This is a genomic window from Streptomyces sp. NPDC052299, from assembly GCF_040679335.1.
Lineage (GTDB): Bacteria > Actinomycetota > Actinomycetes > Streptomycetales > Streptomycetaceae > Streptomyces.
On record NZ_JBFAUP010000003.1, the window covers coordinates 178,337 to 191,324 of the forward strand.

General features: G+C 72.3%; 13 protein-coding genes. 4 read left to right on the forward strand and 9 right to left on the reverse strand.

The genetic code is table 11. The annotated features are described in order from the left end of the window. Positions 1-164: 164 nt before the first annotated feature. The 4 genes from AB0L33_RS06350 to AB0L33_RS06365 form a co-directional block, all read right to left on the reverse strand. The gene (locus AB0L33_RS06350) at positions 165-515 is read right to left on the reverse strand and encodes a DUF1330 domain-containing protein (protein ID WP_365678227.1); all 351 of its coding nucleotides are present in this window, start codon (positions 513-515) and stop codon (positions 165-167) included. A 96-nt stretch (positions 516-611) separates the two neighbouring features. Further along, entirely contained in the window at positions 612-1,295 is a 684-nt protein-coding gene (locus tag AB0L33_RS06355) for an ABC transporter ATP-binding protein (protein WP_365678229.1), read from the reverse strand. 35 nt (positions 1,296-1,330) lie between these two features. After that, positions 1,331-2,797: an ABC transporter permease gene (locus AB0L33_RS06360; protein WP_365678231.1), complete on the reverse strand. Its 1,467-nt coding sequence runs from the start codon at positions 2,795-2,797 to the stop codon at positions 1,331-1,333. Between the two features lie 147 nt (positions 2,798-2,944). Next, on the reverse strand, positions 2,945-4,210 hold the full coding sequence (locus AB0L33_RS06365) for an Ig-like domain-containing protein (protein WP_365678233.1): 1,266 nt from the start codon (positions 4,208-4,210) through the stop codon (positions 2,945-2,947). A gap of 413 nt (positions 4,211-4,623) precedes the next feature. Here AB0L33_RS06365 and AB0L33_RS06370 point away from each other — a divergent pair, with 413 nt between their 5' ends. Beyond that, positions 4,624-4,812 (forward strand): hypothetical protein, encoded by a 189-nt coding sequence (locus tag AB0L33_RS06370; RefSeq protein WP_365678235.1) that lies wholly within the window; start codon positions 4,624-4,626, stop codon positions 4,810-4,812. On the opposite strand, the gene hutH is transcribed toward AB0L33_RS06370, so the two are convergent. From hutH to AB0L33_RS06395, 5 genes are all read right to left on the reverse strand, one after another. Continuing rightward, positions 4,793-6,337, reverse strand: a complete 1,545-nt coding sequence (gene hutH / locus AB0L33_RS06375; RefSeq protein ID WP_365678665.1) for a histidine ammonia-lyase — start codon at positions 6,335-6,337, stop codon at positions 4,793-4,795. The two genes, AB0L33_RS06370 and hutH, sit on opposite strands and share 20 nt — an antisense overlap. Before the next feature lie 100 nt (positions 6,338-6,437). Then, positions 6,438-7,619 carry a GGDEF domain-containing protein gene (locus AB0L33_RS06380; protein ID WP_365678237.1) on the reverse strand — a complete coding sequence of 394 codons (1,182 nt, stop codon included), beginning with the start codon at positions 7,617-7,619 and terminating at the stop codon, positions 6,438-6,440. An 85-nt stretch (positions 7,620-7,704) separates the two neighbouring features. Further along, positions 7,705-8,517 carry an enoyl-CoA hydratase-related protein gene (locus AB0L33_RS06385; RefSeq protein ID WP_365678239.1) on the reverse strand — a complete coding sequence of 271 codons (813 nt, stop codon included), beginning with the start codon at positions 8,515-8,517 and terminating at the stop codon, positions 7,705-7,707. Positions 8,518-8,594: 77 nt separating this feature from the next. Then, positions 8,595-9,773: an adenylate/guanylate cyclase domain-containing protein gene (locus tag AB0L33_RS06390; protein ID WP_365678241.1), complete on the reverse strand. Its 1,179-nt coding sequence runs from the start codon at positions 9,771-9,773 to the stop codon at positions 8,595-8,597. A gap of 125 nt (positions 9,774-9,898) precedes the next feature. After that, positions 9,899-10,762: a biotin--[acetyl-CoA-carboxylase] ligase gene (locus AB0L33_RS06395; protein ID WP_365678243.1), complete on the reverse strand. Its 864-nt coding sequence runs from the start codon at positions 10,760-10,762 to the stop codon at positions 9,899-9,901. A gap of 126 nt (positions 10,763-10,888) precedes the next feature. Here AB0L33_RS06395 and AB0L33_RS06400 point away from each other — a divergent pair, with 126 nt between their 5' ends. The 3 genes from AB0L33_RS06400 (at position 10,889) to AB0L33_RS06410 (ending at position 12,908) form a co-directional block, all read left to right on the forward strand. Beyond that, positions 10,889-12,481 carry an acyl-CoA carboxylase subunit beta gene (locus AB0L33_RS06400; protein ID WP_365678245.1) on the forward strand — a complete coding sequence of 531 codons (1,593 nt, stop codon included), beginning with the start codon at positions 10,889-10,891 and terminating at the stop codon, positions 12,479-12,481. Positions 12,482-12,495: 14 nt separating this feature from the next. After that, entirely contained in the window at positions 12,496-12,702 is a 207-nt protein-coding gene (locus AB0L33_RS06405; RefSeq protein ID WP_365678247.1) for an acyl-CoA carboxylase epsilon subunit, read from the forward strand. Positions 12,703-12,779: 77 nt separating this feature from the next. Next, positions 12,780-12,908: a hypothetical protein gene (locus tag AB0L33_RS06410; protein ID WP_265871413.1), complete on the forward strand. Its 129-nt coding sequence runs from the start codon at positions 12,780-12,782 to the stop codon at positions 12,906-12,908. Positions 12,909-12,988 lie beyond the last annotated feature (80 nt).

Consider the following 12,988-nt stretch of genomic DNA (forward strand, 5'->3'; position numbering starts at 1 on the left):
ACCTGCCGATCGGGCGCCCAGAGGCCCCGGACCTGGGCCAACGGCCTTGTGGGAGGCCGGTTCCGGGCACGATTGGCCGGGTCGGGGCCGCGACCGGACCACCGCCGAAGTGGTGAATCTCACAGCCGCGCCGCCTCGACGGTGAGGATTCGGAAATCCAGGCGTTACGCCGGTGGAGTGGCGCCCCGCAGCGCCGCCGCGGTGGCCCTCGGGTCGTAGTCCGGGGCGACGCCCTCCACGAGCACCACGTCGCCCGCCATGTTCCGCGCCCGCAGCGGCACCAGCTCCTGGTAGGCCGGGGAGGCATACCAGGCGCGCGCCTCCTCGATGGTGGGGAAGCCGACCACGACCACCGCGCCCGGCCACGCGCCCTCGATCACCTCGACCGGCGCGTTGTGGACCAGGAAGCGCCCGCCGTACGGGTCCAGCGTCGCCTGGATGCGTTCGATGTAGTCGATGACCTCCGCGTTGGGACGGCCCTCGGGGTACAGGTGCGCGATGGCGTAAGCGGTCATGGTGGGCCCTCCGGTGCGTGCGGTCGTCGGTTCGGCTGATGGAGTCCATGCTGCCGAGGGCACCGGAGGGCGTCGATTACCCCTGAGGTCATGCGGTCAGGCGGGGGCGTTCTCCGTGATGGTGACCTTGCCCTTGCGGATGGTGGCCAGGCGCGGGGCGCGGCGGGCGATGGAGCTGTCGTGGGTGACCATGACGAAGGTGAGCCCGTGCTCCTTCCACAGGGTCTCCAGGACCTCCATGATCTCGTCGCGCATGGACTCGTCCAGGTTGCCGGTGGGCTCGTCCGCGAGCAGCACCTTGGGCCGCTTGACGAGGGCCCGGGCGATGGCGACGCGCTGTTGCTGGCCGCCGGACATCTCGCCGGGCACGTGGCCCAGGCGCTCGCCGAGCCCGACGGACTCCAGTGCCTCGGCCGCCCTTCCGCGCCGCTCCGACGCCTTGACGCCGAGGGGGACGAGGGCCGTCTCGACGTTCTCCTGGGCGGTGAGTGTCGGGATGAGGTTGAAGCTCTGGAAGACGAAGCCGATGTTCTCGGCGCGCACCTTGGTGAGCTTGGCCTCGCTGAGCCTGGCCAGGTCCATCCCGTCGAGCTCGATGCTCCCGGCGGTGGGCCGGTCCAGGCCGCCGAGCATCTGGAGCAGGGTGGACTTGCCGCCGCCGGTGGGCCCCTGGATGACCAGGCGGCCGCCGTCCTCGATGGTGAGGTCGACGCCGTCGAGGGCGCGCACGGTGGACTTGCCGCGCTGGTACTGCTTGGTGACGCCTTGAAGGGTGTACATGGGTGGTCTCCTGACGGGGTGTGGGGTCCGGGCTGCTATTCGACGCGGCGGAGCGCGTCCGCCGGGCGCAGCCGGGAAGCGCGCCAGCCGCCGAAGGCGCCCGCGATCAGCCCGCCCGCCACGGCCAGGGCGACGGCGGTGAGGATGACGGAGAGGGAGACGGGCGCGGTGAGCGCGATGTCGAGGGCCTTGGACGCGCTCTGCCGGGCGAAGCCGGGCCCGCCGCCGCCCATCATGCCGCCGCGCGCCCCGCCGCCGGAGGAGCCGAGCTCGGCGGTGAGCGTGGGGCTGACGGCGGTGACCGCGTAGGCGCCGGCCAGGCCGACGGCGATGCCGAGCACGCCGCCGATGAGGCCGTTGACCAGGGCCTCGCCGACGACCTGGCGGGTGACCCGGCCGCTCTTCCAGCCGAGGGCCTTCAGCGTGCCGAATTCGCGCACCCGGCGGCTGACGGCGGACGAGGTGAGGAGCCCGGCGACGAGGAACGCGGCGACCAGGACGGCGATGGACAGCCACTTGCCGACGCCGGCGGCCAGGTCGGACGCGGTGGACAGGGAGCCGGAGACGGTGTCCGCGAGGTCGGCGGAGGTGGTGACGGTGGTGCCGGAGATGTTCTTCTGGATGGCCGACTTGACGCCGTCGATCTTCTGCGAGTCCGCGGCCTTCACGTAGACCGTGGTGACCTTGTCCTTCGAGTCGGAGAGCGTCTGCGCCTGCTTGAGCGGGATGTAGACGTTGGCGGCTGCGTCGCCGCTGTCGGCCGTCGAGACGCCGATGATCGTGAACTTCGTGCCGTGGACGGTCAGGGTCTTGCCGGTGGCGAGGCTCTTCTCCTTGGCGTACGCGGAGTCGACGACGGCCACCTTCGCGTTGGTCTCGGTCGTCTTGAACGTGCGGCCGGAGGTGATCTTCGAGGAGGTGAGCGGGCCGAGGTCCTGCTGGGTGACGTCGGTGCCGTACACCGTGTAGGAGTTGACGTCGAAGGAGGCGCCGCCGCCCTTGACCTCGCCCTGCGGCATGCCGCTGCCGCCGCCGGGCCCGCGTCCGGTGCCGCCCTGGCCCGTACCGCCCTCCTGCTTGAACTCGCCGCGCTTGAACTGGCCGTCCACCTTCATGACGGACAGGCTCAGCCCGCCGACCGCACCGGCGACGCCGTCCTGCTCGCCGACCTTCGTGACGGTGGAGGAGGCCAGGGTCTGGAAGCCCTGGACCATGACCCGGTCCGTGCTCTGGGTCGCGTCGTCGTCGCTGTCCCTGGCGTCGAACTCGAACTTGGGGCGGCCGGTGGAGCCGGACTTGGGCGCGGTGGCCGCCTTGGTGACGGTCATGTCCGTGCCGAGCCCGTACAGCGATTCGAGGACCTTGTCCTGGGCCTTGCTCATGCCCGAGGAGACGGAGCTGACGACGATGACCAGCGCAATCCCGAGGGCGAGCCCGGAGGCGACGACGAGCGCCGCCTTTCTGCGGCGGCGCAGCTCGCGCCGGAGGTAGGTGAAGAACATGGCGCGAGGCTAGGAACGGCTCGTGATGGTGGGTTAAGGCCGCCATGAGAGCCGGATGAGAACAGTGTGTACGCCGAAGGCGGCGGCACCGGGTGGGGTGCCGCCGCCTTCGGCGTACGGGGTGGGGTTCGGCCGGGAGCGGACCGGTCAGGCGGTGGAGCCCGCCGTCCACTCGGCCCAGCTGAGGTTCCAGCCGTTCAGGCCGTTGGAGGGCTGGATCGTCTTGTCCGGGGAGTTCTTGACGATGACGACGTCACCGATCAGGGAGTTGTTGTAGAACCACGCGGCGGGCTGTTCGGCGTCACCGGCGCCCTTGACGTCCTGGAGGCCGACGCAGCCGTGGCTGGTGTTGACCTTGCCGAAGATGCCCTTGCCCCAGTAGTTGCCGTGGATGAAGGTGCCCGACGTGGACAGCCGCATGGCGTGCGGCACGTCCTTGATGTCGTACTCGCCCTTGCCGTCGTCGTCCGTGAAGCCGACGGTGGCACCGTTCATCCGGGTCTCCTTGTACTTCTCGGAGATCACCATCTGACCGTTGTACGTGGGGTTGTCGGGCCCGCCCGCGGAGATCGGGATGGTCTTGATGGTCTTGCCGTCCCGGGTGACGGTCATCATGTGCGTCTTGGCGTCCACCGTGGAGACCTGGGCGCGGCCGATCTTGAAGGTGACCGTCTTCTGCTGGACGCCGTAGACGCCGTCCGAGCCCTCGACGCCGTCCAGGGACAGCTTCAGGGTGACGGTCGAACCGGCCTGCCAGTAGTTCTCGGGGCGCAGGTCGAGGCGCTGGTTGTTGAACCAGTGGCCGACGACCTCCTGGCCGCTGCTGGAGGTCACCTTGATGCCGTCCTGGACGGCCTTGGTGTCGGTGATCGGCTTGTTGAAGTTGATGGAGACGGGCATGCCGACGCCGACGGTGGAGCCGTCCTCGGGGGTGAAGTTCCCGATGAAGCTCTTGTCCGGCGAGACGGTGGTGAAGGAGGAGTTCTCGTGCGCCTCGCGGCCCTTGGCGTCCTTCGCCGTGGCGCTGACCTTGTAGGTGGTCGAGCGCTCCAGCTGGGCGTCCGGCTGCCAGCTCGTGCCGTCGGCGGCGAGGGTGCCCTGGACGCTCTTGCCGTCCGCGCTGGTCATCGTGACCTCGGTCAGCTTGCCCTTGGCGACGGTGACCTTGGCGGCGTTGTTGATGCTCGCGTTGGTCGCGCCGTTCTTGGGCGCGATCGTTATCTGCGCCTCGGAGGTCTCCTGGGCCGCCGCCTTGTCGACGTCGGCCGCCTGGGACTTCGAGCTCTCGGGGCTGGGCCCGGCCTTGTCCCCGCCGTCGTCACAGGCGGAAAGCACCAGTACGCCGCCGAGCAGTGCGGACGCGGCCATCAGGCCCTTGCGCCGCTTGCTGTCCGTCATCACACGCTTCTCCATCGTTGCCGAAATCCCCAAAAACCCCGAACAAGGCCGCCCAACGGCGAAACCCCGTCAATGTTCCAAGAACCCCTTGTACGGGATCCCCGTTCCACGTGCGCCGAATGTGTGGGGAACACCACTCTTCGACGCCGTGCCGGGGGCGGTGGTTCCCGCGTCCGCGACACGGACCGGCTCCGGTCCGCCACGAGCGGGCAGGGCCTGCGTTCCCGCAGGTCGGGCCCGCCGCTCCGGGCCGCCGCAGCCGTCGCCCTCCCTCCCATTGTGCGGGACGCCAGGGGCTCGCCCCGTCGTGCACGCCTTCCCCGGCGGCCCCGCCGCCATGCGTTCGGCGGGGCCCTGGCGTGATCCGGACGGCAGCCCTAGCATCGGGACGAGCCGGACGTCCGGCCGTCGCAAGGGGGACCGATTCCGTGGCCATCGCCCGCCGCCCGCTCCTGACCGCCGCCGCCGCGGGGGCGCTGCTGTGCGCCCTGTGGTTCGTCCCGTCGGCCAACGCCACGGGCGATACGGGGGCCGCGCCCGGCACGGCGGCGACGACGGGCGCCGACGCGGATTCGGGCGCGCTCCCCGAGATCGGGCTCAGGCCAGCGGACCGGTGACCGGTTCGACCGCGGAGACCAGGCCACCCGCCCGCACGAAGGCGTCGGCCGCGGCCAGGTCCGGCGACAGGAAGCGGTCGGGACCGGGGCCCTCGACACCGGCGGCCCGGAGCGCCTCGATGACGGCGCGCGTGGCGGGGGCCGGGGTCAGCCCCTGCTGGGCGCGCAGCTCGACCGCGCGGGTCGCCGCGTAGAGCTCGACGGCGACGATCCGGGCGAGGTTGCCGACGGCGGTACGCAGCTTGCGCGCGGCGGACCAGCCCATGGAGACGTGGTCCTCCTGCATGGCGGAGGACGGGATGGAGTCGGCGGAGGCCGGGACGGCGAGCCGCTTCATCTCGCTGACCAGGGCGGCCTGGGTGTACTGGGCGATCATCAGCCCCGAGTCCACACCCGCGTCGTCGGCCAGGAACGGCGGCAGCCCGTGCGAACGGTTCTTGTCGAGGAGCCGGTCGGTCCGGCGCTCGGTGATCGACCCCAGGTCCGCGGCGGCGATGGCCAGGAAGTCCAGGACGTACGCGACGGGCGCCCCGTGGAAGTTGCCGTTCGACTCCACCCGCCCGTCGGGAAGCACCACCGGGTTGTCCACGGCGGACGCCAGCTCGCGGTCGGCGACGGTCGCGGCGTACGCGAGGGTGTCCCGGCCCGCCCCGTTCACCTGCGGCGCGCACCGCACCGAGTAGGCGTCCTGGACGCGCGGCGCGTCGTCCTGGTGATGACCGGTGAGGCCCGACCCGGCGAGCACCCGCAGCATGTTGTCCGCGCTGGCGCCCTGGCCGGGGTGCGGGCGGATGGCGTGCAGCTCGGGGGCGAGGACCTTGTCCGTGCCGAGCAGGGCCTCCAGGGAGAGGGCGGCTGTGATGTCGGCCGAGGTGTAGAGCGTCCGCAGGTCGGCGAGGGCCATGATCAGCATGCCGAGCATGCCGTCGGTGCCGTTGAGGAGGGCCAGGCCCTCCTTCTCGCGCAGCTCGACCGGGGCGATGCCGTGCGCGGCGAGCAGTTCGCCGGCCGGGCGGACGGTGCCGTCGGGGCCCTCCGCGTCGCCCTCGCCCATCAGGGTCAGCGCGCAGTGCGACAGGGGCGCCAGGTCGCCGGAGCAGCCGAGCGATCCGTACTCGTGGACGACGGGGGTGATCCCGGCGTTCAGCACGTCGGCCATGGTCTGCGCGACCTCGGGGCGGACACCGGTGTGGCCGGAGGCGACCGTCTTCAGCCGGAGGAACATCAGCGCCCGGACGACCTCGCGCTCGACGCGCGGGCCCATGCCGGCGGCGTGCGAGCGGACGATGTTGCGCTGGAGCTGCGCGCGCAGCTCGGGGCTGATGTGGCGGCTGGCCAGGGCGCCGAAGCCGGTCGAGACGCCGTAGACCGGCTCGGGCTTGGCGGCGAGCGCGTCCACGATCTCGCGGGCGGCGGCCAGCGCGGCCACCGCGTCGGCGGAGAGCTCGACACGGGCGTTGCCGCGGGCCACGGCGATGACGTCCTGAGCGGTGGTGCCGGACGTCCCCACCACGACTGTATGCATATCCATATTCAGCAGCGTACGGATTGAAACCCGCCATGTCACCAGTGGTCGGCGGGTTGACCCCTTACGCCGGTGCCGACGCGCGCACCGGGCGTACGGGTCACGCCTCCGGCGGGTTGCCGCGCAGGTGGCGGCGGTCGTGCGGGGACTTCGGCGGGGCGTCGGCCAGCCGGATGACCTCGTCGTCCCGCCCCGCCACCACCGGGCGCGCCGCGCGGGCCGCCTTCGCCCGGTACTGCGCCGCGTCCGCCAGCCGGAACAGCCGCCGGGCCGAGACCACGGGCCCGACCTCGTCGCCGGTGGACGCGATCCCGCAGGCGACCCCGTTGCCGAATTCCAGCCCGGCCGCCCGCTCGCACAGCTCGGTGGCCACGGCGACCACCTCGTCCGCCCCGGGGCCCACCGCCAGCAGGCAGAACTCGTCGCCGCCCAGCCGGGCCGCCAGCGCGCCGGGCAGTATGGCCCCGCACCGGGACAGCACGGAGCCGAAACGTTCCAGCAGCCGGTCGCCCACCGCGTGGCCATGGGTGTCGTTGACCCCCTTCAGCCCGTTCAGGTCGCAGACGACCAGGCTGACCACCGCACCCTCCGCCCGGTGCGCCTCCAGCGCCTCGTCCAGCCGCACGTCGACGGCCCTGCGGTTGGCGAGGCCGGTCAGCGGGTCCGTGAAGGCCAGCTTGCGGACCTCCTCCAGGCGCTCGGTCTGGGCGAGCCCGGCGGCCACCACGGCGGCCAGCACCGTCGCGAAGTCGGCGTCCGCGCGCCCGAAGACCGGTTCGCCCACCGGCCGCGCCACGTACAGCTCGCCCCAAGCCCGCCCGTGCAGCACGATCGGCGCGACCACGCAGCACCCCCGCCCGCGACGGCGCAGCGCCGCAACCCGCTGGTGGCAGTAGCCGGGTCCGTATCCGTGCGCACCGGCCGCGGGCTCCCGGCCCGGACCGCCGTCCACCGGGCCCTCGGCGGTCTCCACCCAGGCGTCCGGCTCACCGCCCCCGGCCCACCGCTCGTGCAAGAATTCGGTGATCTCCGGGAACCGGTGGACCGGGTAGACCTCCTCGTCGGGGAACTCCTCCTCGCCCTCGGCCCGCTCACCCGCGTTGACCAGGACCCTCAGCCTGCCCCGGTCGCGCTCCCAGACCGAGAGCGCGGCGAAGCTGCCGCCCAGCGCCTGGCAGGCCCCCAGGGCGGCGGCTCGCCAGCACTCCCGGGGCGTCTGCGCCGCGGCCATCGTCTGCGCCAGCGAGACCACGGCGCGCAGTCGTGCGTCGTCACCACCCATTGCGCCAGTTTAGGGCGATATGGCCTCGACGATCACTCGGCGACTCCGGAGCGTGACCGGCCGGGCGGGAAACGGACACCCAGGGTCACTCCCCCGGCCAGTTCGCCTTCCGCTTCTCGTTGAACGCGGCCACGCCCTCCGCCCGGTCCCCGGAGAAGGCCACCGACCGCCACGCGGAGTCCTCGACCTCGAGCCCGGCCCGCAGGTCGAGCCCGTGCCCGAGCCGCAGCGCCCGCTTGGCCGCCCGCAGCCCGACCGGCGAGTGGGCGGCGATCCGGCCGGCCAGGGCCAGCGCCTCGGCCCGGTCCTCGCCCTCCGCCACCAGCTCGTCCACCAGGCCCAGCTCCCGGGCCTCGGGACCGTGCACCCGACGGGCGCTGAAGATCAGCTCGGCGGCGCGCGCGGCTCCGACCCGGCGCGGCAGCAGCTGGGTGCCGCCGCCGCCCGGGATGACGCCGACGGACACCTCGGGCAGGCCCACCAGGGCGGTCGGGTCGGCGACGATCAGGTCGCAGGACAGGGCCAGCTCGAAGCCGCCGCCCAGCGCGAAGCCGTGCACGGCGGCGATCGTCGGCATGGGCAGCTCCAGCACGCCGGTGTAGGCGGCGCGCGCGGTGGGCCGCTGGCGCACCAGGTCGGCGTCGGAGAAGGAGTTGCGCTCCTTGAGGTCCGCGCCCACGCAGAACGCCCGCTCATGACTGGAGGTCAGGACGGTGACGCGCACGTCACGGTCGGCGGCGAGCGCGTCGCAGGCGGCGGCGATCGAGCGGGCCATGTCCGTGGACACCGCGTTCATGGCCTTCGGCCGGTCGAGAACCAGCTCGGCGACGTGCTCCAGGCCCTCGTGGGCCCGGACGACGACGAACTCCCCGTACCGCTGCTCGGACGTGACGGTCATGGCTGCACCCCTGTCGGTTAACGAGCGTTACCGAAGGGATCCTAGAGCTCACCCCCGAAAGGGTGTGCGGAACGGATTCAGGACGTGCCGCGCCGGGCCAGCAGCCAGGGCTCGACCACGCCGAGCCCGCGGACCGGGCGCTGCCACATGGGCTGGAGACCGAAACGGTATTTCGGCACGGGGACCACCTCCGCGTCCGGGCCCTCCTTGGCCCGCTCGGCCGCCGCCGCGGCCTCCTCGGCCGCCCGCGCCTCGGAGACCGGGGCGTCGCCCGTACGCGTCAGCTCCTCGGCGAACGCCCCGTCGACCAGCACCGCGTCCTTGGGCGCTATCGAGGTGAGCCGGCTGGCCAGGTTCACCGTGGTGCCGAAGACATCGCCCATCCGGGTGGTGACCGTGCCGAAGGCGATGCCGACCCGGAGCGCCGGCATCGTCTCGTCCACGGTCATCGCCTCGACCAGGCGCAGCGCGATCTCGGCCGCGGTGCCCGCGTCGTCGGCGGCGAACAGGACCTCGTCGCCGAGGGTCTTGATGAGCCGGCCGCCGTGCGCCGCGACCAGGTCGGCGCAGGTGGTCTCGAAGGACTCGACCAGCTCGCCGAGCTCCTCCTCCTCCAGACGGCGGGTGAGCCGGGTGAAGCCGACGAGGTCCGCGAAGCCCACGGCCAGGCGCCGGTCGACCATCTCGTCGTCGTCCGCCGCCTGCACGACCCGGCCCGTGGCGGCGGCGAGCTGGCGCCGCCACACGTAGACCAGGAACTCCTCCAGCTCGGGCAGCAGCAGTTCGACCAGGGGGTACGTGACCTCGGTGCGGGTCATGCCGGGTTCGGGGGGCTCGGTCAGGCCCTCCAGGAAGGAGTCGATCTGCCATTCGGCCAGCCGGGCGGTGGTCTGCCCGGTCGACCGGGCGACCTGGATGGCCATCGGCTCGCTGAGCAGCCCGGCCTCCACGAGACCGGAGAGCCGCCGCAGGGCCAGCACGTCGGCCTCGGTGAGCGCCTTGGCCTGGCCGATGTCCGCGAAGCCCATGGCCCGCCAGAAGCGGGAGGCCAGGTCCATGGAGACGCCGGCCGTGCGGGCCGCCTGGAACGGCGTGTAGCGGCGGTCGGCGCCCAGGATCAGCTGTTCCAGCCGGATCGCGAGGGGGTCGTCGGTCGGCTCGGCCGTGTGGTCGACTTCGTGGTGCGGTGTGGAGTGCACCGAGGGGTCCGGTGACTGCTGCGCGCCATCGCCGGAGGTCGTGTCGTCGACGGTCACCAGCCGCCTCCTGCCCGTTCCCTGCGCACTGCCCTGCCGATCTGTCCGTCGGTGGATCACCTCAACGATACGGCAGGTGTGCCCTACCTCACGTCCTCAGGGCACGAGCCCGGGGCGCTCCCGGTTCAGGTCAGGCCGCCCGCCACGCCCCGCAGGTGCACGATGTCGCCCGCGGACACCGGTTCGCGCAGCCCGCCGCCGGTGGCCAGGACGAGCCGGCCGTCCCCGTCGACGGCGACGGCCTCCCCGGTGAGCGTGCGGTCGCCGGGGAGCTGGGCCCGTACGGTCTTGCCGAGGGTCGCGCAGCCCGCCGCGTACGCCTCCTGCACCCCGCTCGCCCCGGCGTCGCCGTCCGCGTCGCGCCAGAGCCCGTACCAGTGCTCCAGCGAGCGCAGGACGCCCCGCAGCAGCGTCTCTCGGTCGGTGGAGACCGCACCGGCCAGGGCGAGCGAGGCGGCGGTGGGGGCGGGGAGCTCGTCGGCGCGCAGGGAGACGTTGAGGCCGATGCCGATGACGACGCCGTCGCCGGCCCGCTCGGCGAGGATTCCGCCGGTCTTGCGCTCCTCCCCCTCGACCGTGACGAGCAGGTCGTTGGGCCACTTCAGGGCCATGTCGACGCCCGCCGCGCGCGCGAGGCCGGTCGCGGCGGCGACGCCGGTGAGCAGCGGCAGCCAGCCCCAGCGCTCGGCGGGCACGTCCCCGGGCGTCAGGTAGACGGAGAAGAACAGACCGGAGCGGGCCGGGGCGGTCCAGGTGCGCTCCAGGCGCCCGCGCCCGGCGGTCTGCTCCTCGGCGACGAGGACCGTGCCCTCGCTCAGGCCCGCGGCGCGCGCGGCGAGATCGGTGTTGGTGGAGCCGGTGGACCCGACGACGTCGAGGGCGGTCCACAGGGAGCCCTCCCGCAGCAGTCCGCGGCGCAGCGCGGGGACGTTGAGGGGCGGCCGGTCCAGGTCCGACCAACGGCTCTGTGGCGCATCCGAAGGTGTCATGCAAGCCACCCTAGGTGTGTCAAAGGACGCACTGCCGAACCGTATCCGCGCCGATACGCTACGGCTCAGTAGCTGTTCGTTCAGCAGCCAAGTCGTCCCCGTGACCAGGCAGGGAGCCGCCACCCGATGTCCGAGCCGGAAGAGACCGACATCCACACGACCGCGGGCAAGCTCGCGGACCTGCAGCGCCGTATCGAGGAGGCGACCCACGCCGGGTCGGCGCGCGCGGTGGAGAAGCAGCACGCGAAGGGCAAGCTGACGGCGCGCGAGCGCGTCGAGCTGCTGCTCGACGAGGGTTCCTTCGTGGAGCTCGACGAGTTCGCCCGGCACCGCTCGACCAACTTCGGCATCGAGAAGAACCGGCCGTACGGGGACGGCGTCGTCACCGGCTACGGCACGGTCGACGGCCGTCCCGTCTGCGTGTACTCGCAGGACTTCACCATCTTCGGCGGCTCGCTGGGCGAGGTCTACGGTGAGAAGATCGTCAAGGTGATGGACTTCGCGCTGAAGACCGGCTGCCCGGTCATCGGCATCAACGACGGCGGCGGGGCGCGCATCCAGGAGGGCGTCGCGGCGCTGGGGCTGTTCGCGGAGATCTTCCGGCGCAATGTGCACGCCTCGGGCGTCGTCCCGCAGATCTCGCTGATCGTCGGCCCGTGCGCGGGCGGCGCGGTGTACTCCCCCGCCATCACGGACTTCACGGTGATGGTCGACCAGACCTCGCACATGTTCATCACGGGCCCCGACGTCATCAAGACGGTCACCGGTGAGGACGTCGGCTTCGAGGAGCTGGGCGGCGCCCGTACGCACAACACCACCTCGGGCGTCGCGCACCACATGGCGGGCGACGAGAAGGACGCCATCGAGTACGTCAAGTCGCTGCTGTCCTACCTCCCGTCGAACAACCTCTCCGAGGCCCCGGCCTTCCCGGAGGAGGCGGACCTGGCGGTCAGCGACGAGGACCGCGAGCTGGACACGCTCATCCCGGACTCGGCGAACCAGCCGTACGACATGCACACCGCGATCGAGCACGTGCTGGACGACGGCGAGTTCCTGGAGACCCAGGCCCTGTTCGCGCCGAACATCATCACCGGCTTCGGCCGCGTCGAGGGCTACCCCGTCGGCGTCGTCGCCAACCAGCCGATGCAGTTCGCCGGCTGCCTGGACATCAACGCCAGCGAGAAGGCGGCGCGTTTCGTCCGCACCTGCGACGCGTTCAACGTGCCGGTGCTGACCTTCGTGGACGTGCCGGGCTTCCTGCCGGGCGTCGACCAGGAGTACGGCGGCATCATCCGCCGCGGCGCCAAGCTGATCTACGCGTACGCGGAGGCGACGGTCCCGCTGATCACGGTGATCACGCGCAAGGCGTTCGGCGGCGCGTACGACGTGATGGGCTCCAAGCACCTGGGCGCCGACATCAACCTCGCCTGGCCGACCGCCCAGATCGCCGTCATGGGCGCGCAGGGCGCGGTGAACATCCTGCACCGCCGTACGATCGCCGCCGTCACGGACGCCGACGAGAGGGCGGCCACCCGCGCCGAACTGATCGCGGACTACGAGGACACGCTCCTCAATCCGTACGTGGCGGCCGAACGCGGCTACGTGGATGCGGTGATCATGCCGTCCGACACCCGGGCACACGTGGTCAGGGGCCTGCGCCAGCTCCGGACCAAGCGCGAGGCCCTGCCGCCCAAGAAGCACGGCAACATCCCCCTCTAGAAAGGGTCCTGGCCATGATCAAGGTCGTACGGGGCAACCCGACCCCCGAGGAACTGGCCGCCGCGCTCGCGGTGGTCCGGGCCCGTGCCGCCGCGGTGTCCGAGGTGCCGTCCAACACCCCGGAGCCCCCGGCCGGCTGGTCCCACCCCAGCCGCCTGGCCCGCCGCGGCCGCCACCTGCCGGGCCCGCGCGCCTGGGCCCGCACGTACTGGCCCGCGTAACCGCTGGTGACGCGAGGGGCGGCGGTTGAGTACGCGTACTCAGGCGCCGCCCGAACCCCCCGCAGCAGGATCGACCCATGCTCTGGTCCGACCCCGAGAACAAGCCCCCCAAGGAACTCCGCGACGCGGAAACGATGATGCGCCGCGCAGGCCTGGTCCTGGCCCTGGCGATGGTCGTCGCGATGTTCGTACTGGGCACGCGCTGACTGAAACCAAGCCCCTCCGGCGGCAAAACCAAGTCCCTCCGGCGGCAAAACCAAGCCCCTCCGGCGATTGAGGGGCGGGG

Coding starts and splice junctions, on each gene's coding strand:
- AB0L33_RS06350 (WP_365678227.1), bottom strand. CDS start 515: ATGACCGCTTACGCCATCGCGCACCTGTACCCCGAGGGCCGTCCCAAC.
- AB0L33_RS06355 (WP_365678229.1), bottom strand. CDS start 1,295: ATGTACACCCTTCAAGGCGTCACCAAGCAGTACCAGCGCGGCAAGTCC.
- AB0L33_RS06360 (WP_365678231.1), bottom strand. CDS start 2,797: ATGTTCTTCACCTACCTCCGGCGCGAGCTGCGCCGCCGCAGAAAGGCG.
- AB0L33_RS06365 (WP_365678233.1), bottom strand. CDS start 4,210: ATGGAGAAGCGTGTGATGACGGACAGCAAGCGGCGCAAGGGCCTGATG.
- hutH (WP_365678665.1), bottom strand. CDS start 6,337: ATGCATACAGTCGTGGTGGGGACGTCCGGCACCACCGCTCAGGACGTC.
- AB0L33_RS06380 (WP_365678237.1), bottom strand. CDS start 7,619: ATGGGTGGTGACGACGCACGACTGCGCGCCGTGGTCTCGCTGGCGCAG.
- AB0L33_RS06385 (WP_365678239.1), bottom strand. CDS start 8,517: ATGACCGTCACGTCCGAGCAGCGGTACGGGGAGTTCGTCGTCGTCCGG.
- AB0L33_RS06395 (WP_365678243.1), bottom strand. CDS start 10,762: ATGACACCTTCGGATGCGCCACAGAGCCGTTGGTCGGACCTGGACCGG.
- AB0L33_RS06400 (WP_365678245.1), top strand. CDS start 10,889: ATGTCCGAGCCGGAAGAGACCGACATCCACACGACCGCGGGCAAGCTC.
- AB0L33_RS06405 (WP_365678247.1), top strand. CDS start 12,496: ATGATCAAGGTCGTACGGGGCAACCCGACCCCCGAGGAACTGGCCGCC.
- AB0L33_RS06410 (WP_265871413.1), top strand. CDS start 12,780: ATGCTCTGGTCCGACCCCGAGAACAAGCCCCCCAAGGAACTCCGCGAC.